Below are 25,047 nucleotides of genomic sequence, written 5' to 3'. Positions count from 1 at the left end.
CCACCAAGTATTTTCAGCCCGGAAATTGTGGCATGGAAGGCACAGTCTCTCGCTAAGGATGCACAGGTTGCGAAAGCATCGATCACACGTAGACGCGCTGTGGTAGCATTTTTTCGTTTCCGGTCCCTCGCATGCCGGATCGTTCTTCGGCGGTGACGGAGGAGCGGTGGAATAAAAGGGGGCTTGGCGGATGAAGGGCGGGAAATCGATATCGACGGCCGGTTTTGTCTGCCGGTTGAGTGCGGCAATTGCGACCTTGCTTGTGCTTCCCTATGATGTAGCGCGGGCCGATGAAGGCGGCATCAGCTTTTGGATACCCGGCTTCTTCGGTAGCCTCGCGGCTACCCCCCAACAGCCGGGTTGGTCGATAACTTCGATTTACTATCGCACCTCGGTTTCCGCCGGCGGTGACGTGGCGCGGGCACGGGAGATCACGATCGGTGGCATTCCCGCAAATCTGACGGCCACCGTGAACGCAAGGGTCAATGCAACCGCCAATCTGGGCTTGGTGGCCCCTACCTACACTTTTGAGACACCCGTGCTGGGCGCGCAGGCCTCTGCCGTCCTGTTAACAGCTTACGGCAACAACTCGACATCACTTGCGGGACAACTCACGGGAACACTGACGACGCCGGGCGGCGCGTTCCCGTTCTCGCGGTTCGACAGCATCGATAGCTCGCTAACCGCATTTGGCGATCTGATCCCGTTCTTCCAGTTGAAGTGGAATTCCGGCGTTCACAACTACATGACCTACATCACCGGGGACATTCCGGTCGGGGCCTACGAGTCATCCCGCCTTGCAAATCTGGGGCTCGGGCACTGGGCGATCGACGCCGGCGGCGGCTACACCTATTTCGACCCGAAGACTGGGCACGAAGCTTCGGCGGTGCTTGGATTCACCTACAACTTCATCAACCCTGCGACTCAATATCAGAGTGGCGTCGACATGCACCTCGACTGGGGCGTATCGCAATTCCTGACCAAGCAGTGGCAGGTCGGCCTCGTGGGTTACGTCTACCAGCAGCTCGGCTGTGACAGCGGCTCCGGCAATCGTGTCGGCTGCTTCCAGTCGCGGGTGGGCGGCGCCGGACCGCAGCTCGGCTATATCTTTCCGGTCGGCGACATGCAGGGCTATCTCAACCTGAAGGCCTACGGCGAATTCGCCAATGAAAATCGGCCAGCGGGCTGGAACATCTGGCTGACGTTCAATCTGTCGCCTGCGGCGCCAACGCCGCCTGCGCCCACAAGGCCGAGGATAACGAAATAGAAGCGCTGGTGCCAACCCATGACTCGTGCAAGCGCCGCGCAATTGGGGCTTGGACGTTCCGAATCTGCATAGTCAACACTGCGAACCTAACATTAGTTTTGCAGGGTTCGTGTAGTCAAAGCGGCCAACTACGCAATCAAGAGGCGGAGCATTCCTTTTTGGTGCAGCCTCGCAACAACCAAGTGAACGTTGCAGACACATCGTTCACGAGGTGGAAGAAAACTGCGCAAGCGTCTGCTGGCACCCATGAGCATGTCTGACCCAGAGTTAGATTCGATCATGATGCGTCGCTGCATCGCTCTCGCCCAATCCGCGGGTCAAAGCGGGGAATACCCGTTTGCGGCCGTCATCGCTCGGCGAGGCCAGTTCATTTGCGAATCCCTCAACATGGTCAAGGTCGAACAGGACGTTACGCGACACGCCGAAATGGTTGCAATTGCCTTGGCCCAGAAGACGCTCCGTGCGACCAGCCTCGATGATTGCACGCTCTATTCAACCGTTGAGCCTTGTGCGATGTGTTCTTATGCGATCCGCGAAACCAGGATAGGGCGAGTGGTATTCAGCTTGCGGTCACCGCTCATGGGCGGACACTCGCGATGGCAAGTTCTGACCGACAGCAATTTGTCCGCGACATTGCCGGAAGTGTTCGCCCCGCCACCCATCGTCCTGTCCGGATACTTGCAAGATGACGTTCAGATGGTGTTTCAAAAGCGAAATCCGCTGAGCTGGCGATTTATCAAAGCGCGAAAGATCTTCGTGGCGAGTTCGGATGCTGAAGACGTCGGCATTTTGCGCACCAAATCGCGGTTTGGCCGTTGGACCGGCGTCGGAAACTTGGTCAGGGCTATGGTTTTGGATCGCCTTTGGCGAAGCTAGAGCATGATGCGGAAAAGTGTGAAGCGGATTTCCCTCGCGACAAACGCGAAGCGTTTGCGCGGAGATCATGCTCAAACAAAGAGCTAAAGCGGGATGACGATTCGAAGAAAAGTCATCCCGCTTTAGGGATCGACGTTTCCTCGCTGCCGCGATACACAGCCTAGTTCGGCGCCTTTTTCTTTCTGCTCGCGCCCCTCAAAGCAGTGGTCGAGGTCGTGATCGATCCATTGCTCATCTGCAGACAGGTCAAGAGATCGACATAGCTGGGGTCGCCGGCGGCCGTCGCCTCTCCCTCACACTGGACTCTGATGGTCGGGGAATACGAAAGCCAAATCGTGTCCAATTGCTGACGCGCTGAGTTCTCATCGCTCATACACTTATCGAAGGTTTGAGGTAAGGCATAAACCCATCGCCTTATCCGCTTCCACCGACCCTCTGCAGGTAGCTTCGACATTGAGTTTTGGGATGGTCTCGGAAACGGGCGTCACCAATTGAGTAGCCGCCATTACGGCCATGATTGCTGGGTGCATGGGATGTCCTTTCCTCCTTACAAGAGCATTCAGATCGTACTGTGCATCCTCCGTGAAAAGTCGGGAGGCGCAGGTTCAGCAAGTTTACGTCATACGCTGGTCGCGGGGCGGCTGGGCGTCAGAATGCCGGCGACCTCCAACAGCGTCGGCATTATCAGAGTGCGGGCAGGCGACTATGCGAATTCGGCAGTCGAGCGATCGTCCAGGCTGGACCGCCGACCCGCTGCGCCAACTGATTGTCTTAAGAGCCCCGGTTGACCGCGCAACGAGCCGACGTCGCGATCTTCAGCCATGGGCCCAGCAGGCGACATTCGCGAAATGGCGAAATGAAAGAGGCTGCCGACTGACGCGGCCTTACCGAAGGCCAATCCGCAGCACAGCCAATTCCGCGATCTCTCGCGGCTCGCTAATGCCTGTCGCGCGGACGTCGATAACCTTGCGAGCGACCATATCGCAAAACGGGTCGTTACGATCAACCACGCCCAGCAAGTTGAGAGCGTGGTTGAAGGCCTTGTTCAAAAGCTCGATTTCTTCCGGCGCGCACTTATTTTTCAACAGCCGATTGATTGGCATTGTCCCGCCCCACAGCCGACGCAAACAAAACCACACCCCTTCTTATAGCACTGGATTTTGGCTGACGGCCGGAGAAACGCGGAAGGAGCGCTGACACTTCACGAAGATGTGCTGCGTTCCGTCACTTGGATCGACGTCAAAATAAGGATGGCTCGCCAAGCGACCGCCAGGCGCCCCTCATATGCTGGGGCGATATTCTTGTTGTGGCGTTCGCGATAGCAAATTCACATTCCCAAGCGCATACTCGGGGCATGGCGACAATTGTTCAATGCAATTGCGGCGCCGAGTACAGACGCACCGAAGAGAAGTTCTTGATGCCGCATACGGGTGACGCGATCTGCGCGGTCTGCGGAGCCGCGCTGGAATCGTGGTCGGAATGCACCCACGTTCCCATATATGAACTTATTGAGCGTCCAGACAGAAAGCCGGAATCCCCAGCTTGACAGACGAAATCCCCTCTCGTGTCCGCTCCTGGTCCAAGAAGATACATGGCTACAGCACTGAGGTGCGCGCCATGCCCGAGACGTTAACGAGGTTCGTTTCAGCTCAGATGACAGCTCCGGCCAGCAAGAAAGCACCGCCGAGCGCGACCAGCGCAAGTCCAGGCCAATTGGCTTTGATTTCGAAGCCGCTACCCGGTCTTTCTGGTTCCAGTGTGTCACGCCCGGAGCGAAGCAGCCTTCCGCCGCTTAATCGACCTCGCCAGATTGGCTGAAAGACCATCTGGAGCACGCCGCCGAAAACAAACAGCACACCAAGCCATATGAGGGTCATGCTAGTCTCCTGCACCAGTGAACGCCGAGAGGTCGCTCCGCCGAGAACCGTCGCCCGTTCGTGTTGGTTGGTGCCCTGGAAGCCGAGGCCGCGCGCCGCACATTGGTTGCGGATCATGCTCTCCGAAGTTCAGGCTATGCCAATACTAACGCATCCTGCTTAGTCTTCGTCTGGCTCGCGCACGACCGGCGATTCGTCGGTTCCGTTCTCTTCGTCATCCTGGTCGTCGTCCGCGTCCTCTTCGTCGTCATCAGGATCTCGGGGCGGCATCGTGTTGCCTATGATCGCGGAGGCACACCAGTCGATCCTGGTCGGAACTAGCTCACGGATTTGTGGGATCATGTTGTTGCTCCTCGGATGTAACCCTGAGGCATTTTACCTCTTTCTCGGAGTTGGGTCAGGCGCGGCTCGCGTAGCGGCAGCTCTTGGCGCAAAGCGGACCCACGAGTCTGAGAAGGGCCAACAGGTAACATTCGAAATGAAGGAGGCCGCCTACTGAGGCGGCCTTATTACTTCGGCGGCTGCAGTCCGGACGACATTACCCAATCAATCATGTGAGAAGCTGTTTCGGCTTGCCGAGCTTTGCGAACAAGTCGCTGTCTCTTGTAGCCGGGCGGGATGCCCTGGGCCTGCCTCGCCAGACGCTGTGCCTGGTCCGCGAGCATTTCTTCCAAAGTGGTGTTCCTGAAGCGACGATGCTTGATCATGCGCTCCTCCATATTGTGCAGGCGGGAGCGCAATCGGTCTCTCAGCCACCGGGCGCCTACGGAGCCTCCGTGTTTTTGCCGGTGATGCCAATATAACGGGCTGTCGTAGCGAAGGTTGCTAATCTCCTTCAAACCCCGTTGGGTCATTTGCGGCGATTGGTTGCGTCTGGCCACGTCCGACCCACCCTTTGCAGCCGACGCTGGGTCGAGTGTTGCGTTGATCGGATAGGAGCAAATAGGCGACGTAGGGCCCGCTCCAAGCTCGGCCCGCTTTGCATCTGAAAGCGGACGTTGGCGGGTCCAAGCGGCTGAACCTTTGAAACCGGCATCCTGTTTTCGCTACGGCCTGCTTCGCTTCGAGCGCAATGACGATGTGGCCGCTTTGGGCGCGACAAATCAACCCGACGGGCAAATCACCGAAAGTCTGTCCATCCCTCGCACGAAAAATAATCCGCTTTCGCCGTCGGGCAAATCAGTGATTTAACTCCGCGCGTCTCACGCGAATGAGGGGCGGGTCGCGATCGTCACGAACGTTGCGGTGAGATGCGGTGGACGTGAAGCGTATGACTGACGAGCACGCGCATCACGGACGGCGAAGTCGTGTGGTCCTGGCGCCCCGACGCTGGCGCTAAGCTTCTTGTGAAGTGACGGTGGCAAAAGAGCCCGGTCACCGGGGAGAGCACGAAGTAAGCCGTAAACCATCGCGCAGGGAAAGCCGGAATGCTTCGGTTGAACCTGTGGTCCTACCCCCGTGCTTTTTGTTGCACGGGACCCATGGGTGCAACCGGCACCCGGCTTTCCTGCGCCCTCTGATCTCGAGGAGGGTGAAACGAACGCAAAGCTTGGGCACTTCGTGCCGCGAGAACGCGAACTCACATCCGCTGTTTGACTCAGACGTAGGATGGGTAGAGCGAAATGAAACCCATCATTGGTGTGCCGCTTGCTCCATCGCGATGGGTTTCGCTTCGCTCTACCCATCCTACGGGCCCGCTGTTTGAAATTTGAATCAGGCCTGCGCTGACGTCGTAGGGTGGGCAAAGCGACTTGTCTGCCGCAGCTCAACGAGCGAAGGCGGAAGCGTGCCCACCATCACGAGCGGTGCGCCAGCTCCTTGAGCACTTCAAAGTCTCGCCGTGCCGGCATCGAGGCCGAGGCGGATGCGGCCGGAGACGACGTAATTGTTCGGGCTCATCGCCACGTGCTGGCTTGCGGCCTGGATGTCGCGGAGCGCCCGCTCCAGCGGGCAGGATTCGAAGATCGAGATCGCGCCTGCGTCCGCCGCGAGCAGATGGACGATGCGCGATGCGCTCTCCGCCGCATTCGTGCATGCCGTGCGATAAGCGGCGCGTGCGCTCGTCGATGGTTCGCCGCGCTCGGCGTCCTCCATGAGGTCCGTGATCGCGTCGGCAAGGAAGGCCCGCGCCGACCTGTACAGCGCTTCGGCTCGCCCGACGCTGGCCTGCACCGTTTCACGGTCGCGAAGCACGGCGGAGCTGCCGCTGCGGGATCTGGTTTCGGCGAGGGTGACGAAGGTCTCGATGGCGCCACGGGCGATCCCGAGCGGGACGGCCGCGATCGTCCAGGGAAACAGGGTTGCGGGCGGCAGGCGGAACATGAGGCCGGGCTGTGATGGGCTTGGCTCCAGAAAGCTGTGCGTGTGCGCGGCAGGCACGAACACATCCTGCGCCTGGAAGTGACAGCTTCCGGTGCCACGAAGACCCGACACCTGCCAGGTGTCGTCAAGTTCGACGGCGTCGCGATCCATGTAGCAACACAAGAGTCGGCTTTCGCCATTCGTCTTGTCAGCGGCAAGACCCATGAACAGCGTCGCTCCGTGGGCGCCGCTGCCGAAGGGCCAGCGCCCGGAGACGCGGTAGCCGCCATCTGACGGCAGCGCTTCGCCGATGGCGCCGGTCGCGCTCGCGATGAAGGCGCCAGGATTGGAAAACCAGCGGCGCCCGGTCGGCTCGGGGACGTAGCCGCCGATCCGGCTCATGCCTGCGCCATTGCCGACGATCCAGCCGAGCGAGCCATCCAGCGTCGCGACTTGCTCGACCACTGCCATGAATTCGAGTGGCGACAATTCCGGCCCGCCCAATGCCTTGGGAAGCCACAGCCGGAACAGCCCGGCGGAAGCGAGTGCCGCGTACATCGGCGGAGGGAGCCGGCGGTCGCGGTCGCACTGCTCGCGCAGCTCGGCGGCAAGCGGAGCGAGCCCAGCGATAGCCTTCAGATAGGGCGCGACGACAGGAGAATGATCGATCCGCATGTTTGGGTCCGATGCTGCTGAACCGGCGGCCATAATGCTCTCACGGCACTTTAGTCGCGGCAAAATCGAATATCTCAGTCGCTGGATGAATTGGATTCATCTAGACTGCGGGCATGAGAAAGCTTCCGCCGCTGGGATCCCTTCGCGCCTTCGAGGCCGCCGCCAGACGCCTAAGCTTCAGGGACGCGGCGGCCGAGCTCGGCGTCACGCCGACCGCCATCAGCCATCAGATCAGGATTCTCGAGGAGATCTGCGGACGGCCGCTGTTTCGCCGCCGCCCGCGACCGCTGGCGCTGACGGATGCGGGCGAGCGGCTATTTCCAGTGATCCGGAACGGCTTTGATACATTCGCGTCCGTGGTCACCGCGGTGTCGGCGAAGACCGCCAGGACCACGTTGCGCGTGACCAGTCCGAACGCGTTTGCGAGCCGCTGGCTGGTGCCGCGCCTGCCGCGATGGCGCAAGCTGTATCCGCAGATTCGGCTGGAGATCATCGGCACTGACGCCGTGCTCAATCTGCGCGCCGGAGATGCCGATCTCGCGATCCGCTACGCTCGGACGATGCCGACCGATCTGGCTGCGCGGGAAATCTTCCGCGACAGTTTCTTCCCGGTCTGCAGCCCGGCGCTATTGAGCGAAGGCGGTCCGGCGATCACGCGCGCCGCCGACCTCCTGCACTATCCACTGATCCATTACGACTGGCTGAACGGGGATCGCGAGGCGCCGAGCTGGTCGCGATGGCTCGCCGTCGCTCGCTCCGTCGATCCGGATATCCCTGCCGCGACCGAGCATTGGGACCTCAGCTTCCGCGAGGAGATCCACGCCATCGATGCGGTCGCAGCGGGGCAGGGGATCGCGATCTGCAGCGACGTCGTGGTGAGCCATGAGATCGAAAGCGGCGCACTGGTGAAGGCGCACGATCTGGCGCTGCCCGGCTACGGCTTCTACGTCGTCCACGTCCCGGACCACCCGCGGCAAGCCAGCATCGAAGCGTTTGCAGCGTGGATGCGGTCGGTGGCGTAGAAGGACTTATGCCCGTTATGACTTTTCTGTAACTTGCGCCAATGGACACTTGTGAATTAGGCAAATTGCGATTGCTTCCAACGTCGTCCGCAATCGACTCAACCGCTTCCGCAATCGTCGCAGCGTCGATTCCGGAGATCAGCGATATCGTACCAAACGTAGCGTATGCCGGAACCTATGAGTGAGAGCGTGAACGGCAAGATCATGGTGGCACGTGACGGCAACCGCCTTCTCGTCGAGTTTGCGCATCAGCAGGCGCTTCCGGTGTATCCTGCGGCCGCCGGGGAATTCTTCGCAACAGCGATCGACATGCGATTGCGATTTGCCGGCGGCGATCAGGCAAGACCGTCCGAGCTGACGGTCGTCAATGGTAACAAGACGGAGTCGTTCAAGCGCACCGACTGAAGTCCTTGTCGTTCGGGTGGCCCCAACGCGAACATTCCGTCGTCAGTTCTGATATCGCCATCGCTGTTTCGAAAGCCACTAGCCGACCTTCGCTTGATCAGTTTCCGCTTCAGCGCAGATCCACTCCTTGAACGCCACGATTTCCGGGTCGCCGTCGGCGCCGGCCCGATGGACAACATAGTAGGCAAGCTCACAGTTGAGTGCTTCGCCGAAAGGACGAACAAGGCGGCCCGTCTCCAAATCCAGGGCGACCAGTGTCGTCCGACCCAGGGCAACGCCACTTCCATTCATCGCTGCCTGGTAGGCTGCTGCTGAATCATTGATCTGCAGCCCACGGTCGCAGTTGATGTCCGGAAAGCCTGCTGCTTGCAGCCATGTCCGCCATGTCGGGAATGCATTTTCGAACGCCATCGAACGATCATGGATAAGCGTGTGATGCTTCAGGTCTTCAGGGCGTCGTAGCGGGTGCGGCCCTTCGAGCAACGCTGGACTGCAGACCGGAAAAAATGCGTCGCGCAACAGGAAGGTCGATTTGAGGCCTGGCCAGTGACCACTGCCGTAACGAATGCCGAGACCCATTCTCTCTGCCGCGAAATCAACGAGCCGGCCGCTGGTATCGATGCGCAGATCATACAAGGGATGATCGGCCGCAAAACGCTCGACGCGCGGCAGTAGCCACTTGTCCGCAAAGGCTGGCGGCACGGTGATATTGATCGTGACGATCCCGCGCGATGCTTTCAAACGTTCAAAGGCCGCGGTCAGGTGATCGAATCCGGCTTGAAGCTCGGGTAGCGCAGCTTGCGCGGCTTCGGTCAAAACAAGTCGTGCGGGGCCAGCCTGAGAGCGGTGAAAAAGTTCGACTCCGACAACCGCTTCGAGGGTCCGCACGAGGCTTCCCACCGCCGCTGGCGTCACGTTGAGTTCGTCTGCCGCCGCAACGTAGCTGAGGTGCCGGGCAGCCGCCTCGAAGGCGCGGAGTGCGTTCAAGTGGTTGGGAGCCCGCATAAATCTCCGAACAAGTTTTTCTCTGCCGCCCGCACAGATCATCTCTGTTGCGGCAGCGAGGGTCAACGATCATGTTTGCTGACAACGGAACGCGCGCTCCGGTCACAAACCCAAAACCTTTGGACCAGGAGAGAATCATGAAACTATCGAACAAGATCGCCCTTGTTACCGGTGGAACCTCTGGCATCGGGCTCGAAGCGGCAAGGTTGTTTCGGGACGAAGGAGCTACCGTGATCATCGTCGGGCAGAATCCTGCCCGGTTGCAGTCGGCGGCAAGTCAGCTCGGGGACGGCGTTGTCGCGTTGCGCGGCGACGTGAGCAAGCCGGCGGAGATTGAAAATATCGTTCGTCAGATTGGCGAGACGTTCGGCCGTATCGACGTGCTGTTCGCGAACGCTGGCATGGGCATAGCGGCCCCGCTGGAAGCCGTCACGGAAGATCAGGTCGACACGCAGTTCAACGTAAACTTCAAGGGCGTCTTCTTCACCGCTCAGACGGTCGCTCCACTGCTGGCCAAGGGTGCAAGCATTATCATGACGACGTCGTTCCTGAACGAAGTTGGTTCACCGGGCCTTTCCATTTTGGCGGCCACGAAAGCGGCAGTGCGTTCCCTGGTGCGGTCGTTGGGCGCGGAGCTTGCGCCACGTGGCATCCGCGTGAATGCCATAAGCCCGGGTCCGATCAGCACTCCGTTTCATGGCAAGCTCGGGCTTTCCGAGAAGCAACTCAATGAAGCGGCCGCGACAATTGAGGATGAGATCCCGCTGCATCGTTTCGGCGAAGCGGAGGAAATCGCCAGGGCGGCCCTGTTCCTGGCGAGCGAGGATTCCTCCTTCATGACCGGATCGGAGCTGGTTGTCGATGGCGGCATATCGCAGCTTTGACATGCTCGATGCAAGAAGGCGGCGGCTGAGAAATCGGCCGCCGACGCCGTGCTCAATTTGCGCGCTGGAGACGCCCAAGGCTCGCGCGCCATGCACGAGCCTTGGCCGTCGTCTCTTCGACAAAAATATCTTTGCCTGTTCGATAGGCCTCTATGTCGTCTTTTGAAGATGCAGCAAGGGCTCGCTTAACGCTGGCGTAGGCGCGTGCTGCCTCGGGATGTGCGCGAAGATAGTCGCGAAACACCAAACGTGCCTCCCAACGAGGATGGGACGGCTCCATCAAGTGCACATGGTGGGTCCACGGTCCCGGAGGCCCCTTACGGAAGAACAACTCACCGGGGAGCCATGACGCGTATTCCGGTATGTACTTGTAGCCAAGTGCCACAAACGGCTCGATGCAACGTTCCTTTGCCTCTTCAAGGCTAGGTACACCAACCAGCAGGTCAACGATGGGCTTTGATGGGAGACCTGGAACCGCTGTGCTCCCCATATGCTCGATGACAAGGACGAACGAGCCGAGAGCATGCTTGATCCTCATGCACTCCTGTTCGAACAACGCCGGCCAGTTGGGGTCATATTCGGAGACGACAATCGACCCGGCCCCGTATTTCTCCATGTTCGGCCCCCGATTGTGCCTTCATGCCAACATATCACGATGGTAGAGTTCGATGCATCACGACTGGGTCATCCAGCAAGATCCGGTTAGAGCATGATCCGGAAAAGTGGAAACCGGTTTTCCGAAAAGATCATGCTCAAACAAAGAGATGAGATCATGATCCGATTCCGTCTAATCGGATCATGATCCAGGGTCAGAAGCCGGCGTTATGGCCCGCCCCAAACTTGGCCCGCTTTACATCTGGGAGCGGAGCTTGCCAGCTTCAGCGGCCAAAATCGGTCACGGGCTGAGCAGCCGACATCGGGTCGGTCTAGCCGTATCGGGGTGAGTCAAATAAGCTGGTCGCCGATCTCGATGGACGCGGACAGGCATTTCAACCGGGACATGGCATGGCAAATCGGTTCATCACGACGCAATCCACCGTGGAGACGCGGCGCTGGGGGAGTTCCGCCATTGTGGCGCTCGTGGCGATGGCGGCGCTGACCGCCGACGCCGCGGCGAGACAGGCGCGCCCCGCGCCGCCCACTGAGGCGACAGCGCCGCGCGATGCGGGCGAGCCGATCATGGCGATCGTGTCGATCAAGTCCCAGCAGGTCACTTTCTACGACGCCGAGGGCTGGATCCTGCGCGCGCCGGTGTCGACCGGCACCAAGGGACGCGAGACGCCTGCCGGCATCTTCGCCGTCATCGAGAAGGACAAGGACCACCACTCGACGCTCTATGACGACGCCTGGATGCCGAACATGCAGCGCATCACCTGGAACGGCATCGCGCTGCACGGCGGGCCGCTGCCCGGGTATGCGGCCTCGCACGGCTGCGTGCGGATGCCCTACGACTTTGCGGAGAATTTGTTCGACAAGACGCGGATCGGCATGCGGGTGATCATCTCGCCGAACGACGCGGAGCCGGTCGAGTTTTCTCACCCGGTGCTATTCGTGCCGGACGCGAAGGCCGTCGCGGCTGCTCCGGCGCGTGCCGAGGCGCTCGCCCGCGAGGCGGACGAGGCTGCCAGGACAGCCGACGAGGCGAAGAAAGCCGCCGCGACAGCGGCGCGCGAAACAGCATCCCTCACAGCGTCGCTGCGCAAGCTGGAGGGGCTCAAGACTCGCGCCGACGCCGAGCTCGCATCCGCCGACAAGAAGCTCGCCGCCGCAAATACGGATCAGGCCAAGGCGCAGGCCAGTGAGCAGAAGGAGAAGGCCGCCCTTAAGGCCACGGAAGCAGGGACGCAGCTCGACACCGCCAGGGCCGACGCGAAGTCGAAGCTCGACGCCGTCGCCGCCGCAAAGGACGCCGCCAAAGCGGCCCAGACCAGGAAGGCCGACACCGCCAAGGCGGCGAGCGAGGCGAAGCTCGCGCTCGTGCCGGTCTCCGTCTACATCAGCCGCGCGACGCAGAAGCTTTACGTGCGGCGCAACACTCACAAGGAGTGGCCGGACGGAGGCGAGGTGTTCGATGCGACCATTGAAGTTCCGGTCACGATCCGTGATCCCGACAAGCAGATCGGCACGCATGTGTTCACGGCGATGGCGCGCAACGACGCGAGCCTGCGCTGGACCGCGGTCACGATCGACAGCGGGGACGACGCCAAGCACGCGCTCGACCGCATCACCATCCCGCAGGATGTGCTCGATCGCATCGCGCCGACGGCATTGCCGCGATCCTCGATCATCGTCTCGGATGAGCCGCTGAGCCGCGAGACCAACTATCGCACCGAGTTCGTCGCGGTGCTGAACAACCAGCCCCAGGGCGGCTTCAAGATGCGCCGGCCTACGGTCGTCAATGTCCCGGTTGCGAGCGGCAACGACTGGAGCAACAACAACGGCTTCGGCTTCTTTTTCCAGCCCAATTGGAACCCCCAACCTGGCAATACGCGCCCGCGCGCCGGCCAATACTATCAACCGATGCAACCGCGCTGGTGGTAAGACGCGGCCCGCCGCACGCAGGCCGCCTAGAGCGTTTTCGAGCGAAGTGGAGAACTTACGAGTTCAGCGGCGGGAGCGCACTCCGCAGTGTCGAGCTTGAAATCCCCATCAGTCCCGTGAAGGGGTCATCCAGCTCCAAAACCAGAAAGATCGCGCCGGCAAACGACAGCGCGCATACGAACAGCGCGATCGTGACAACGATATTCGCTCGCACGAACAGGGTGGCGCTCACAAAGATCGCGCTCAGCCAAAATACCATGATGATCAGAAAAGGCGTCGGAATTGAACTTCCGGCCTGCGTAAACAACCGCAGTCGCATCTGCGCGCCTTCCGTGAAAGCCGCAATGGCGCGAGTCTGCAGGGAACGTTGCATATCGTTGTTCGGAGATAGCCGTTCGAGTTCATCATAGAATGTCCATGCCTCGACGCTGGACTCGAAGCGCGTGGGTTTCCCGTTTGAGTTCGCTTGCTCGTGCCAAATGCGATCAGCCATCGGCGGTATGCTCTGCCGCAGGAGCTTTCGGACAGGGGTTGCTTCCGATCCATATTGCGTAACCAGATCGTCCAGAAGGATGATCGTTGCGGTCAACTGCCGGACCTGGCTTGCCTTCTGGTCGAACGTGGTTTTTGCGGATGCGATCAACAGACCCAGTACGAGTGCGGTCAGTGTGCCAATCAGGCCTGCGGTCAGCTTTACGACGTCCTTGGAGTCCGACTGCAGGTGACGTTCCGACAACAACGGCCGAACCGCCATCCCAGCCAAGGCGCCGCCAAATATCAGCGCAAACACAAGCAACGAAATCAATAGGTTCATCATATTTGCGAATGCTCCATCATGTCGGTGAACATGCGGGTCCCAGCTCCGATTGTTCGGGCTCATCCAAAGACCCGTTCTTGAGACCAAGTTCAAGCAGAACCGGACGAGGCGCAAATGTCTCAGCGCCAACGAGGGGCGGCTCGCGATTGTCACGGGCACTGTGGTGAGATGCGGTGGACGGGATGTCACGACTGATGAGCGTGGCGCTCACGGGACGGCTAAGTCGTGCGGTCCTGTAATCCAGTCTCAGGGCGGGCCGCAATAGGCCTTGGTGTCAAACCGGTGACGTCCGCTTGTTTTGCGTAGCGAAGCAAAGGCGGCTGGGCCGCTAAATGGCGATGCCTCGCGACGCCACCGCTGCTTCACGAGCTCTCATCAACCGCGGTCTACAGGCGGCCCGAAAAGCCAGTCCACGTTCCATTGCAAAGGAGCGGAACGAAGTCGGCATGTCGGTTGTGCGCGGGCAAGGTTCGGTTGGACGGTTGCGAGTGTCCTCTCCATCGCAAGATCGAATGGGGTTGGAATAGAAGCCGCGATGCCGGCCCGAATGGACTCGAAGGATATCGCTACAATCGTGATTATTGCTACAGATACCAGGATTAGGAGCGCATCTGTCATGATATGCGTCGAAAAGTGCTTGGTCATGGCGTGGGCCCTCACGGCCGATAGAAGCGCATGCTCACAATTTAGTTCGTATGCAAAAGGCATATGAATGGGAGTTCACCGCGCGGAGCGCGGTCATCCATTAGTAGTATGGCCGCGACCAACTATGTAGCAGTGATCCAGACCTAAGGAGCCAATCCGTTCAGCCTCCCGTTGCGCGGAAATGGATGCGGCCACCGGATCGCGTTTGACGATCTCCGCTTGGCTCCGGACTCAGCCCATCGTTTTATCGGTGCGCGAGCACCGTCTGGCGCTATCAGATCCGAATTGCTTGGCACTTCGTTCCGCTAATTTGTGAACTACGTCACATATCCGACTTGCGATCAAATGTAAGGTTTGGGGAAGGGCGCGGGCTGAATTCGATCGACATCGCTAACGCATCAGGCGCCGACGGCATTCGGGCTGGCGGTCCGTTCGCAATGGAGGGGGCATGGGCGATTCATCGGAAGCAAGGCGGCTCGTCGACGCCATCATTGCCAATTTGCCGGAGCCTGCCCCCGGGCAAAGGCCGGTGCACACGATCGGCGTGGGCGTAGACGGCTATTTCATGGCTTCGGACGTGGCGCGCAACTATTGCATCGCAGAGCACTTCAAGGGACAGCGCATTCGCGTGTCGGTGAGGTTCTCCAACGGACAAGGGGGGCCGAAGCAGCATGATGGATGGTCCGATGTTCGGGGAATGGCGACACGTTTCCACCTGCAGGATGGGACGGCAGCCGACCTGATCGCTACGACGCTCGCCGAATTTTTCGCCCGCAATGTTGAGGACTTTTTCGAGTTCACCAAGGTCGCGAGGCCGCAGCCGGTTCAAAGAGAATCCCCGTGGCGGAAGATTCTCGACATGCTGCAGCTCAAGGAGCCTGCTCGCGACCCGTACCCAAAGCAAACCACGAGTGACGGTGCGGGAATACTCAGTTACGCCAATCAACACCGGTTCGCCCAGTTGGCAGTGTTCGAAGCCGGGGTGATCGGCGCCCCGGTGAGCTATGCCCGCGCGGCCTATCACGCCATCCACACCTTCATGGTGGAAGATCCCCATGGAGTACGTCGTCCCGTTCGCTTTTCCTGGCAGCCGGTTGCAGGCGTCCGTACCACCGATCCCACTGCCACGCCGGTTGATAAATATCTGCGCCATGAACTTGAAGAGCGCCTGCGGCGGTGGCCGGCCCGGTTCATGCTGATGATGACAATCGGCGAAGCGGGCGACGCGCTCGACGATCCCACAAAGCCTTGGCCGGCCAGGCGAGTCCGGGTCGTCATGGGCACCCTTACGCTCACCAATCTCGCCAAGGATCAGGTCGCGGACGGCGAACGCATCAGTTTTAATCCCTGGCGTCTCGTACCTGGCATCGAGCCCTCCGGGGATCCGATCCTCCACGCCCGCCGGTGCGCTTATGAAGTCTCGCGCGAAATGCGCGACGGGTGCCCCTTCAGGTGGAGCTAAGCTGATGCTAGGTGAGAAAGGTTGGCTCGATCGGTTTGTAGACCGGTTGCCCAAGAACCCCCTGTTCCAGCTCTTGGCGTCGTGGGTCCTGGTGCCTTACTGGGCGTGGCGCACGCCGGTGAAGCCGCTGCCCGGCGGTCCCCACCCATCGATCCAGCCTGGCGACAATCTGCAGTGCATGATGAACCTGATCATGCCGCTCAAGGACAAGTCGCCGATCGGTCGAGCGAAGGCAGCGCTGGCGATCGCGCAAAACAAGGATGCGATATATGCCGGATTGGACAATGTCGGCACGGTGCACTTTGCGCGCTTCGTCATCGTCGGCGACAATATTTGCATGTTCTCCGTCTACGACGGAGACTTCACCAACTACATTCGTGACTTCATCGCCACGATCGGCAGCGTGTTCAACGCCGTGGTCGAACTTGTCGAAGGAGGGGAGGCCGTGATTCCCTGCGAGCATAATGTCGAGGCGTTCATCCAATGGGTGCACGAGCGCGACCTGTACCAGGTGCCGGACACGGCCACCGATCTTCTGAGAGACCAGGAAGCTTTGAACGGCGACAAGGCCGCATCCGGCAATGACGATCTGCGCCTGCTTCCGCGCAAGGTGGTGCTCCAGCTCCGCGCTAACGCGAACGTTTCGCTCGGCAGCGGCTACCGGGCCTATCCCGGATTTTCGGCGGCTCAGGTCCGCAACCAACTGGGGATAGGCTGGTGAGCGCAGCATTCGACGCCGCTGATATACAGGGCAATATTTTGCGCGGCTATCGCAAGCCTCGCGTGCGCTACCTCATTCTTGAAGTCGCCGATCGCATCGCGGCCCGGCGCTGGCTCGCCGCCTCGACATCGGGCCGCGGCGACGATGTTCCGCAGATCACGACCGGGAATTGGGGGAGAACCAAGCCGGACACCTGTTTCAACATTGGCCTGACCTACGAGGGACTGCGCGCCCTCGGCACGCCGAATTCTTCCCTTGAAATGTTCCCCAACGAATTCATCGAGGGCATGAACGCCCGCGCCTTGAAGCTTGGCGATGTCGGGCCGAATGCGCCGGAAACCTGGCCAGCCCCCTTCGATGCTCCCAAGCGGATCCATCTCATCGCCACGATCTACGCCGACGAGGTCGCGCAATTGAACCAAGTTCAGCAGCGTGCCCTCACCGACGGAAAAGCCTTCAGGCTGCTCGGTGCTCTTGAGGGGTGGGCCTTCCCCAAGGACGTCGTTCACTTCGGGTATCGCGACAACATCATGCAACCGAGATTCGCGGAGGTTCACGACGGACAACGCTATGAAGACGGACAACCCAAGGCGCCGCTCGGCACCGTGTTGCTGGGACATCCGACCAACTTCGAAGGTTTGACGCGGCGGGTGCCTCAACCCCAAGCATTGGGACACAACGGCACCTTCAATGCCTTTCGCGTGCTGGAACAGGATGTGGTCGGCTTCGAGGAGTATCTCGACCGAGCCGCAAGCGATTTGATCAAGCATCCGCAGGTCGACGAGTTGCTGCCACCCGGTGCTGAAGCGAAAATCGGCCAAGCCTTGTCAATCGAAGGCCTGTCGCGTCATGCGGCTTTGCGTGAGGTCGTCGCCGCCCATTTGTGCGGCCGGTGGCGCGATGGCACGCCGATGGCACTGTCCCCGGATGCGCCTGATCCCAAAGTGGATCAGGCGAATTTTGACTACGTTGGCGACTCCCGCTGCCCCTACGGAGCCCATATCCGGCGGTGCAACCCGCGGGGCGGCCAGATCGTGCAACGGGTGGCGAACAACAGTCGGCGTCTTGTTCGGCGTGGGATGCCTTATGGACCACTCTATGATCCGCAGAAGCCTCGTGATCCGAGCAAACCCGAACCGGAACGGGGCCTGCTCGGCAACTTCATTGGGGCGAGTCTCGGCGCACAGTTCGAGGCCATGTCCTGTGATTGGCTGAATCTTGGCCTGCAGGACCCACGCATCACCGGCTCCAACGATCCGATCACAGGCGCCAACGATCCTGGCTCCAGTTGGTTCGACCTGCCGCTCAAATCCGGCACGACGATCCGGCTGCGGGGGTTGCCGCGGTTCGTCCGGACTCGGGGCGGCGCCTATGCGTTCCTGCCGAGCATCCCGGCGATCCGTTTTCTGGGATCGCTGATGGCGTGACTTGCCCACAGGCGCTTGTGGCGTGCTCCGCTGCAACGGTTGCTCGCTCCACAATACCGCCCTGTGGTTATGGATCCCTGCTTTCGCAGGGACGACATCGATGTGAGATTCGAGGGGATCGTAGGATGGGTAGAGCGAAAGCGAAACCCATCATCGCGCGGCTTGCTCCGAAGCTGATGGGTTACCCATTCCACGGCACCGCCCTTGCCGACGGGCCGCTCAGCCCTTGCGGAGAAACACGTAGTCCGCGGAATAGGGCGCGCTGTGGGTCGCGCCGGCCTTGTCGCAGGGGCCTTCGAGAATGCCACCCGCGGTGTTGATCCGCTGCACCGTCGTGACACCGGACAGCGTGCCGCTGCCGCGCCGTGAGATCACATCAAGCTTGAGCCAGGGAATGTCGTTCGGTGTCGCGCCGGGCGCATTGCTGGAAGTCCGGCCGAGCACGACGCTGCCGTCGACATGTTCCCAGTTCGGTCCGGCATAGTGGCGGCCGACGGTCTTGCCGTCGGCCATCAGCGTTGCGATCGGTTCACGAAAGGCCCAGGCCAGCTTGCCTTCGAGGCCAGCCTTGCATTCGTAGACCTGCGCGCCTTCGGCGTGAACGCTGAGCACGATCGCTTCTCCCGGTGCAGCGATAGCCTCGGGAAGGGGGTCTGCGACGCAAGCTTCCGTCGCGGAACCCATTACCAGAAGGGCGATCGTGGCTGTCCTAAGCGACGGCATAAGATCCCCTTATTGGAGCGGCGCTTGCCAAATTCCGTCATTGCGAGGAGCGAAGCGACGAAGCAATCCATGGTGCCGCAGGGGGTAGATGGATTGCTTCGCTACGCTCGCAATGACGGGTGATAGAGCTTCGCGAGTGGAAGGCGGCTTAGGCCGCCATCGCCTTGGTGAGGTTCTCGGCGACCTTGTCGAGGAAGCCGGTCGTGGACAGCCAGCGCTGGTCGGCGCCGACGAGGAGCGCGAGGTCCTTGGTCATGTAGCCGTCCTCGACCGTCTGGACGCAGACCTTCTCCAAGGTGTCGGCGAACTTCGCAAGCTCGGGGTTGTTGTCGAGCTTGGCGCGGTGGGCGAGGCCGCGCGTCCAGGCGAAGATCGAGGCGATCGAGTTGGTCGAGGTCTCCTTGCCCTTCTGGTGCTCGCGGTAGTGCCGGGTCACGGTGCCGTGGGCGGCCTCGGCTTCCACAGTCTTGCCGTCGGGGGTGAGCAGCACCGAGGTCATCAGGCCGAGCGAGCCATAGCCTTGCGCCACGGTGTCGGACTGGACGTCGCCGTCATAGTTCTTGCAGGCCCAGACATAGCCGCCGGACCATTTCAGCGCCGAGGCCACCATGTCGTCGATCAGGCGGTGCTCGTAGGTCAGGCCCTTGGCGTCGAACTCCTTCTTGAATTCGCGGTCGAAGACATCCTGGAAGATGTCCTTGAAGCGGCCGTCATAGACCTTGAGGATGGTGTTCTTGGTCGAGAGATAGACCGGGTAGTTCCGCATCAGGCCGTAGTTGAAGGAGGCGCGGGCGAAGTCGATGATGGAGTCGTCGAGGTTGTACATCTGCATCGCGACACCGGAGCCGGGCGCCTTGAACACCTCTTTCTCGATCACGGTGCCGTCCTCGCCGACGAACTTCATCGACAGCGTGCCCTTGCCCGGGAATTTGATGTCGGTGGCGCGGTACTGGTCGCCATAGGCGTGGCGGCCGATGATGATCGGCTTGGTCCAGCCGGGAACCAGGCGCGGCACGTTCTTGCAGATGATCGGCTCGCGGAAGATCACGCCGCCCAGGATGTTGCGGATGGTGCCGTTCGGCGACTTCCACATCTCCTTGAGGCCGAACTCCTTCACCCGGGCTTCATCCGGGGTGATGGTCGCGCATTTGACGCCGACGCCGACCTTCTTGATCGCTTCCGCCGCATCGATCGTGACCTTGTCGTTGGTCTTGTCGCGGTGCTCCATCCCCAAGTCGAAATACATCAGGTTGATATCAAGGAACGGGTGGATCAGCTTGTCCTTGATGTACTGCCAGATGATCCGGGTCATCTCGTCGCCATCGAGTTCGACGACGGGGTTGGTCACCTTGATTTTTGCCATGGGAATAGGGCCTCTTGGGGGAACAGCACGCTTTGGGGCGCGACTAGCGGATTATCCTCGGGGCTATAGCACCGGGAACGCGCCGGCGGAAGCCAAGGGGTTATGCAGTTTCGGCTCATCTTTTAGCCGAGAATGCCGCCGCTATGTCTCATGCTTCAGGCGGCAGCGGAAGAGTGGAAGTGGGGTTGCGACGCTTCGCATCTCAGGTTTCGGATGAAGATTCAAGAACAGCCGTAAAGCCATTATTCCGCTTGAGAAATTTGCGCCCACGGGGCAATCCGGGCGTAGCAGGAAACCTGGCACTCTGATTCAACTCCTTCAGGACCTGAATCAGATTGTTCAGAGATTGAATCAGGAAGCGAAGTTTTAAGATGTCCGGCACCGACAAGACCAAGACCGGCCACGACCTCAGGGGTCCCGTCGTGATCCTGGTCGAACCGCAGCTTGGCGAGAACATCGGGATGGCTGCGCGCGCGATGGGCAATTTCGCGCTGTCGCAGCTCCGGCTGGTCAATCCGCGCGACGGCTGGCCGAACATCGCCGCGCAGCGCGCCGCAGCGGGCGCGGACCACATTCTCGACCATGTCGAGCTGTTCGACACCGTCACCGAGGCCGTCGCCGATCTCGACCTGTTGTTCGCCACCACCGCCCGCGCCCATGACCAGGCCAAGCCGGTGGTCGGGCCGGAAGCGGCCGCGCGCGAGATCGTGGCGTACGTCGCCGCCGGCGGCGGGGCCGGCATCCTGTTCGGCCGCGAGCGCGCCGGACTGACCAACGAGGAGGTCGCGCTCGCCGACCGCATCGTCACCTTCCCGGTCAATCCCGGCTTTGCCTCGCTGAACCTCGCTCAGGCGGTGCTGCTGATGGGCTATGAGTGGTTCAAGCTCGCGACCGCGGGCGTGCTGCCGTTCGCGATGCCTGAGCGATCCGAGCGCGCCTCCCAGCACCAGGTTCAGGCGTTCTTCGACAATCTGGTCGCCGAGCTCGACAAGGTCGAGTTCCTGCGGCCGCGCGAGAAGCGCGACACTATGCTGGTCAACCTGCGCAACATCTTCACCCGGATGGAGCCGACCAAGCAGGACATGCATACCCTGCACGGTGTGATCATGGCGATCGCCGAGGGACGCAAGGGGCCGGCCAAGGGCGGCGTGCTCGACGGCGAGCAGGCGACCCGGCTGCGGGCGCTCCTCGCCGAGCAGGGGCAGGGCGGCGGCGCCTCCGCCGATGCCAGCAGCACGGTGCGCGGACTGGCGCGGCTCCTCCGGCGCAACCCGACCGATGCGGAGCGCATCCTGTGGCAGGCGCTGACCAAGGATCGCCGCTTTGCCGGCCTGTTCAAGCGCCAGACCCCGGTGGGGCGTCATATCCCCGATTTCGTCTCCTTCATCCACCGGATCGCGATCGAGCTGGAAAACCCTGACGAGAGCGAGACCATCGTGGCCGACCGGGCCAAACGACGGGAATGGCTGGAGGAGCGGGACTATCGCGTGCTCAACCTGCGCGCAGCCGAAGTCGAGCGCGATCTGGCCGGCGAACTGGACCGGCTCGCATCGAACCTGCCAGCCCGGCGAGACGCTCCGTAGCCCGGGTGGAGCGCCAGCGTAACCCGGGGCCGCTCGCAAGAGTCGACGCAGAAGTCCCGGGTTGCGCTGCGCTCCACCCGGGCTACGAGACCCTTCAAATTCTAGGCCGCCATCCCGGCGGCCTTGGCCGCGCTGCTGTGTTGGAGCCGCTGCAGGGCCGCGAGGTTGATCTCGAAGGAAGCGAGGCAGCAGCGGGACTTGCCGGTGGATTTCGCTTCATAGAGCGCGGTATCGGCGGCCGAGAGCAACTCCTCGGCCTCGGTGCCGTGCTCCGGCGACATCGCAACGCCGACGCTGACGCCGACCTGGACGCAAATCTCCTCGCCTAGCCGATAGGACATCGCGACCTCGTCGATGATCCGATGTCCGATGGCGAGCGCCTGCTCTGCGGTGATGCTGTCGGCCAGCACGACGAATTCGTCGCCGCCCATGCGCGCGATGACGGCGCTATTGGGCAGGGCGCGGCGGAGCCGGTCGGCGACCAGCTGGAGCACCTTGTCGCCGGCCGCATGCCCGAAGGTGTCGTTGATCGGCTTGAAATTGTCGAGATCGAAGAACAGCACGGCAAAGGAGCCGTCGTCGCGACTGGAGGCCTCCAGCTTCCTGTTGAGAGCATCGACGATACCGGCGCGATTCCACAGCTCCGTGAGCGCATCGTGGTGGGCCATGTGGCCGTTCTCTCGCTCGGCGCGCATCGTCGCGATCAGCATCCTGTTGAGCCGGAAGGCCGCGTCCGTCATCGCCGCGAGATAGAGCGGCACCTGCAGGAACACGAGGTAAAGCAGCGGCTCGCCGGCAAGCGCGGCGCCGGGGACGATCGGGCCGAGGGCGAGCAGGATCATCGTCCCGGCCAATCGCGGTGCGCTGAAATTGCGGAAGCAGATGCCGCCGACCATCGCCGCCGCCGACAGGCAGGCGAGCAGTGCGACGACCCGGTCGCCGCTGGCGAGGCTGACGGCCACGCCGAACCCGACGCTGGCGCTCCAGGCGACCGCGAGCAGCACATGCAGGTCGGTCGGGGTCCGGCGCCGGCCACGCGCTCGGCGATGGGCGACGACCAATACCGAAAGGCGGGCGAGGCAAATCGCGACTTCGAGGATGAGCCAGGCGATGAACAATGCGGTCGGTTGCCGGATCGCGATCACGCCTGCCACCGCCATCGTGTTGACCGCGCCGGCCGCAAACACCGGTAGCGAGCCGTGGAGGTCGGCGATCAGCGCCGCGCGGATATCCTCAGGCGCGCCGGGACCGGCGTCGGCCAGCCAGCGCGTCACGCCCCAGCGCGGCCGGCTGTAAGGTCCCTTGTCGGACTTCATTGCAGAGCACCCCTGTCTTCCCGGGGTACAACAACACCGTGCCCGCCTAACAGGCTTTTAAGGCGCGCCCCGATCTCTTGCCGTGCTTGACGGGGGGTAAACCGGTCGCTGCCGCCCGGCAATTCCGAGCGCCTTGATCCGCGAGGCCAGCGTGGTCGGCTTCATGTCGAGCATTTCGGCCGCACCGCCGGGGCCGAACACCTTGCCGGCGCAGGCTTCGAGCGCCGCGACGATGTTGGCGCGCTCGTGATCGCGCAGCTCCGCTGCCGTCATGACCGCGGGACGCGCGTCGGCCTTGGCGCGGGTCGAGCCCGGCGAGGCCTGGTTGCCGGGCACATCGGGCAGGTCGATGCGCAGCCGGCCGTTCTGGGCGAGGATCGCCGCGCGTTCGATCACGTTCTGCAATTCGCGGACATTGCCCGGCCAGTCGTAGCGGGCAAGGCGCCTGGCGTCGCCCTCCGACAGGCGCAGATCGGATCTCGGCGCCTTGCTTTCGCTGCTCAGGAAATGCTGCGCCAAGAGCGGGATGTCTTCGCGCCGCTCGCGCAAGGGCACCGATTCGATCGGAAACACGTTGAGACGGAAATAGAGATCCTCGCGAAACCGGCCGCGCTGCACCTCCTGCTTGAGGTCGCGGTTGGTGGCGGCGATCAGCCGCACATCCACGGTGCGGGTGCGCTCCTCGCCGACCCGCTCGAAATTGCCTTCCTGCAGCACGCGCAGCAGCTTGCCCTGCAGCTCCAGCGGGATTTCGCCGACCTCGTCGAGAAACAGCGTGCCGCCGTCGGCCAGCTCGAACCGGCCGATGCGGTCGCGCGTCGCGCCCGTGAAGGCGCCGCGGACATGGCCGAAGAATTCGCTCTCGAACAATTCGCGCGGGATCGCGGCGCAGTTGACGCGGATCAGCGGCCGATCGGAGCGGCTGCTCGCTTCATGGATGGCGCGCGCGATCAGCTCCTTGCCGGTGCCGGACTCGCCTGTGATCATCACCGCCGCCGACGTTGGCGCCACCAGCTTGACCTGGCGCAGCGTCTTCTGGATCGCCTCGCTCTGGCCGATGATGCCGCGCGGATTGGTCTCGATGCGGATTTCTTCCTGCAGGTAGGCGTTTTCCAGCTCCAGCCGCTCGCGCAGGCGATCGACCTCGGCAAGTGCGGCGTGCAGCTTCTCGTCCGCCTCGCGCCGGTGGCTGACGTCGCGGAACACCACGACGGCGCCGACCACGACGCCGCGGTCGCGGATCGGCGTCGAGGTATATTCGACCCAGACCGGCGAGCCGTCCTTGCGCCAGAACACTTCGCCGTCGACCTGGTGCACGGCGCCGTCGCGGAACGCCGCATAGATCGGGCAATCATGATCTGGGTAGTGCCGCCCGTCATGATGAGTGTGATGGACGACAGGGTGGATCTCCTTGCCCACCAATTCCTCGGCGGTCCAGCCCAGCATCCGTTCGGCGGCTGGGTTGACGAAAGTGGTCTTTCCTTCCGCGTTGACGCCGTAGATGCCTTCGCCGGCGGCGCGCAGGATCAACTGGTTCTCGCGCTCGATGTCCTGGAAGACGCGCTCGACCCGCTGCCAGGTGGCGATGCCGCTGCGCATGTGGTCCTCGGCGGCGGCATCGACATAGCGCCGGCGGCGCGCGTCGAGGTCGCTCATCGTCAGCAGCATCAGCGTACGCCCGTCATGCGGCACCACGCAGCCGGCATATTCGATCCGAAGATTCTGTCCGGTCGCATGTCGTGGTGTCAGCGCATCGGTCCAGTACGCGCCCTTGTCGAGCACCGCCTGGGTGAAGACGATCAAAGCCGGCAATTGGCCTGCATGCAGCGTGCTCACCTTGGTCTGGCGCAGCAGCGCGCGGTCATAGCCGAGCAGGGAACAGGCGGCGGGGCTGGCGTCGAGGATCACGTCGGCATCGGGATCGAGCAGCAGCGTCGGCTCGATCGCGCACTCGAAGGCAGCGGCACGCAGGTTCGCATCGTATGCGCTCGCGGTCGCGCTGAGAGCCAGGTCCATCGTGCACGTCGCCCCGAAAAATCGTAATTTGATTCCGATTTTTCGTGTATCACGAGTTTTTGTAGTCGCCAAGGCGCCGATAAAAGCCTGCGACATCAATGTCATCGGCTCAAAAAAGAGG

General features: G+C 61.8%; 22 protein-coding genes. 10 read left to right on the top strand and 12 right to left on the bottom strand.

Annotated features, from left to right (window positions below; translation table 11 throughout):
• Window positions 1–190 precede the first annotated feature (190 nt).
• The gene (locus tag AC5ZGW_RS17395) at window positions 191–1,267 is read left to right on the top strand and encodes a SphA family protein (RefSeq protein WP_130231093.1); all 1,077 of its coding nucleotides are present in this window, start codon (window positions 191–193) and stop codon (window positions 1,265–1,267) included.
• A gap of 246 nt (window positions 1,268–1,513) precedes the next feature.
• Window positions 1,514–2,143, top strand: coding sequence for a nucleoside deaminase (locus tag AC5ZGW_RS17390; RefSeq protein ID WP_130231095.1), 630 nt, complete (start codon window positions 1,514–1,516; stop codon window positions 2,141–2,143).
• Between the two features lie 884 nt (window positions 2,144–3,027).
• On the opposite strand, the gene AC5ZGW_RS17385 is transcribed toward AC5ZGW_RS17390, so the two are convergent.
• From AC5ZGW_RS17385 to AC5ZGW_RS17365, 5 genes are all read right to left on the bottom strand, one after another.
• Window positions 3,028–3,246, bottom strand: a complete 219-nt coding sequence (locus AC5ZGW_RS17385) for a hypothetical protein (protein ID WP_130231097.1) — start codon at window positions 3,244–3,246, stop codon at window positions 3,028–3,030.
• Window positions 3,247–3,792: 546 nt separating this feature from the next.
• Window positions 3,793–4,020 (bottom strand): hypothetical protein, encoded by a 228-nt coding sequence (locus AC5ZGW_RS17380; RefSeq protein ID WP_028166356.1) that lies wholly within the window; start codon window positions 4,018–4,020, stop codon window positions 3,793–3,795.
• Window positions 4,021–4,179: 159 nt separating this feature from the next.
• Complete coding sequence (locus AC5ZGW_RS17375; RefSeq protein WP_130231099.1) at window positions 4,180–4,362, bottom strand: hypothetical protein; 183 nt, start codon at window positions 4,360–4,362, stop codon at window positions 4,180–4,182.
• A gap of 167 nt (window positions 4,363–4,529) precedes the next feature.
• Complete coding sequence (locus AC5ZGW_RS17370; RefSeq protein WP_130231101.1) at window positions 4,530–4,727, bottom strand: hypothetical protein; 198 nt, start codon at window positions 4,725–4,727, stop codon at window positions 4,530–4,532.
• A 1,120-nt stretch (window positions 4,728–5,847) separates the two neighbouring features.
• On the bottom strand, window positions 5,848–7,029 hold the full coding sequence (locus AC5ZGW_RS17365) for an acyl-CoA dehydrogenase family protein (protein ID WP_130229761.1): 1,182 nt from the start codon (window positions 7,027–7,029) through the stop codon (window positions 5,848–5,850).
• Window positions 7,030–7,109: 80 nt separating this feature from the next.
• Between AC5ZGW_RS17365 and AC5ZGW_RS17360 the strand changes: the two genes are divergently transcribed.
• Both AC5ZGW_RS17360 and AC5ZGW_RS17355 read left to right on the top strand, forming a co-directional pair.
• Entirely contained in the window at window positions 7,110–8,018 is a 909-nt protein-coding gene (locus AC5ZGW_RS17360; RefSeq protein WP_028166359.1) for a LysR substrate-binding domain-containing protein, read from the top strand.
• A 189-nt stretch (window positions 8,019–8,207) separates the two neighbouring features.
• Window positions 8,208–8,423, top strand: a complete 216-nt coding sequence (locus AC5ZGW_RS17355; protein WP_130229760.1) for a hypothetical protein — start codon at window positions 8,208–8,210, stop codon at window positions 8,421–8,423.
• Between the two features lie 78 nt (window positions 8,424–8,501).
• Here the strand turns inward: AC5ZGW_RS17355 and gcvA are convergent, their stop codons facing one another.
• Window positions 8,502–9,410: a transcriptional regulator GcvA gene (gcvA, locus tag AC5ZGW_RS17350; RefSeq protein ID WP_245475060.1), complete on the bottom strand. Its 909-nt coding sequence runs from the start codon at window positions 9,408–9,410 to the stop codon at window positions 8,502–8,504.
• An 89-nt stretch (window positions 9,411–9,499) separates the two neighbouring features.
• Between gcvA and AC5ZGW_RS17345 the strand changes: the two genes are divergently transcribed.
• Window positions 9,500–10,312: an SDR family oxidoreductase gene (locus AC5ZGW_RS17345; RefSeq protein ID WP_245475059.1), complete on the top strand. Its 813-nt coding sequence runs from the start codon at window positions 9,500–9,502 to the stop codon at window positions 10,310–10,312.
• Window positions 10,313–10,364: 52 nt separating this feature from the next.
• On the opposite strand, the gene AC5ZGW_RS17340 is transcribed toward AC5ZGW_RS17345, so the two are convergent.
• Window positions 10,365–10,928, bottom strand: coding sequence for a GrpB family protein (locus AC5ZGW_RS17340; RefSeq protein ID WP_130229759.1), 564 nt, complete (start codon window positions 10,926–10,928; stop codon window positions 10,365–10,367).
• A gap of 389 nt (window positions 10,929–11,317) precedes the next feature.
• Here AC5ZGW_RS17340 and AC5ZGW_RS17335 point away from each other — a divergent pair, with 389 nt between their 5' ends.
• The gene (locus AC5ZGW_RS17335; protein ID WP_130229758.1) at window positions 11,318–12,853 is read left to right on the top strand and encodes a L,D-transpeptidase; all 1,536 of its coding nucleotides are present in this window, start codon (window positions 11,318–11,320) and stop codon (window positions 12,851–12,853) included.
• Between the two features lie 55 nt (window positions 12,854–12,908).
• Here AC5ZGW_RS17335 and AC5ZGW_RS17330 read toward each other — a convergent pair whose 3' ends face one another.
• Window positions 12,909–13,799 (bottom strand): bestrophin-like domain, encoded by an 891-nt coding sequence (locus AC5ZGW_RS17330; RefSeq protein WP_130229757.1) that lies wholly within the window; start codon window positions 13,797–13,799, stop codon window positions 12,909–12,911.
• A gap of 964 nt (window positions 13,800–14,763) precedes the next feature.
• On the opposite strand from AC5ZGW_RS17330, the gene AC5ZGW_RS17325 reads away from it, so the two are divergent.
• From AC5ZGW_RS17325 to AC5ZGW_RS17315, 3 genes are read left to right on the top strand one after another with little or no spacing between them, the layout of a single operon-like run.
• Complete coding sequence (locus tag AC5ZGW_RS17325; RefSeq protein ID WP_130229756.1) at window positions 14,764–15,777, top strand: catalase; 1,014 nt, start codon at window positions 14,764–14,766, stop codon at window positions 15,775–15,777.
• Window positions 15,778–15,781: 4 nt separating this feature from the next.
• Window positions 15,782–16,498 carry a hypothetical protein gene (locus AC5ZGW_RS17320; RefSeq protein WP_130229755.1) on the top strand — a complete coding sequence of 239 codons (717 nt, stop codon included), beginning with the start codon at window positions 15,782–15,784 and terminating at the stop codon, window positions 16,496–16,498.
• Window positions 16,495–17,925: a Dyp-type peroxidase gene (locus AC5ZGW_RS17315; protein WP_130229754.1), complete on the top strand. Its 1,431-nt coding sequence runs from the start codon at window positions 16,495–16,497 to the stop codon at window positions 17,923–17,925. The genes AC5ZGW_RS17320 and AC5ZGW_RS17315 overlap by 4 nt, the downstream gene beginning before the upstream one ends.
• Window positions 17,926–18,144: 219 nt before the next feature.
• On the opposite strand, the gene AC5ZGW_RS17310 is transcribed toward AC5ZGW_RS17315, so the two are convergent.
• Together AC5ZGW_RS17310 and AC5ZGW_RS17305 are read right to left on the bottom strand one after the other, a co-directional pair.
• Complete coding sequence (locus tag AC5ZGW_RS17310; protein WP_245287455.1) at window positions 18,145–18,609, bottom strand: DUF3455 domain-containing protein; 465 nt, start codon at window positions 18,607–18,609, stop codon at window positions 18,145–18,147.
• A gap of 187 nt (window positions 18,610–18,796) precedes the next feature.
• A complete protein-coding gene (locus AC5ZGW_RS17305; protein ID WP_130229753.1) occupies window positions 18,797–20,011 on the bottom strand; it encodes an NADP-dependent isocitrate dehydrogenase in 1,215 nt (404 codons plus the stop codon).
• Between the two features lie 371 nt (window positions 20,012–20,382).
• On the opposite strand from AC5ZGW_RS17305, the gene AC5ZGW_RS17300 reads away from it, so the two are divergent.
• The gene (locus tag AC5ZGW_RS17300; RefSeq protein WP_463327629.1) at window positions 20,383–21,594 is read left to right on the top strand and encodes a TrmJ/YjtD family RNA methyltransferase; all 1,212 of its coding nucleotides are present in this window, start codon (window positions 20,383–20,385) and stop codon (window positions 21,592–21,594) included.
• Between the two features lie 101 nt (window positions 21,595–21,695).
• Here the strand turns inward: AC5ZGW_RS17300 and AC5ZGW_RS17295 are convergent, their stop codons facing one another.
• Together AC5ZGW_RS17295 and AC5ZGW_RS17290 are read right to left on the bottom strand one after the other, a co-directional pair.
• Window positions 21,696–22,910: a GGDEF domain-containing protein gene (locus AC5ZGW_RS17295; protein WP_130226206.1), complete on the bottom strand. Its 1,215-nt coding sequence runs from the start codon at window positions 22,908–22,910 to the stop codon at window positions 21,696–21,698.
• Window positions 22,911–22,967: 57 nt separating this feature from the next.
• Window positions 22,968–24,926, bottom strand: coding sequence for a sigma 54-interacting transcriptional regulator (locus AC5ZGW_RS17290; RefSeq protein ID WP_130226207.1), 1,959 nt, complete (start codon window positions 24,924–24,926; stop codon window positions 22,968–22,970).
• Window positions 24,927–25,047: the final 121 nt, after the last annotated feature.

The sequence above is a fragment of the Bradyrhizobium sp. Crot121 genome (genome assembly GCF_059512385.1).
Note: the sequence above shows the minus strand (reverse complement) of the source record. Positions and strands in the feature narration are given on the sequence as shown.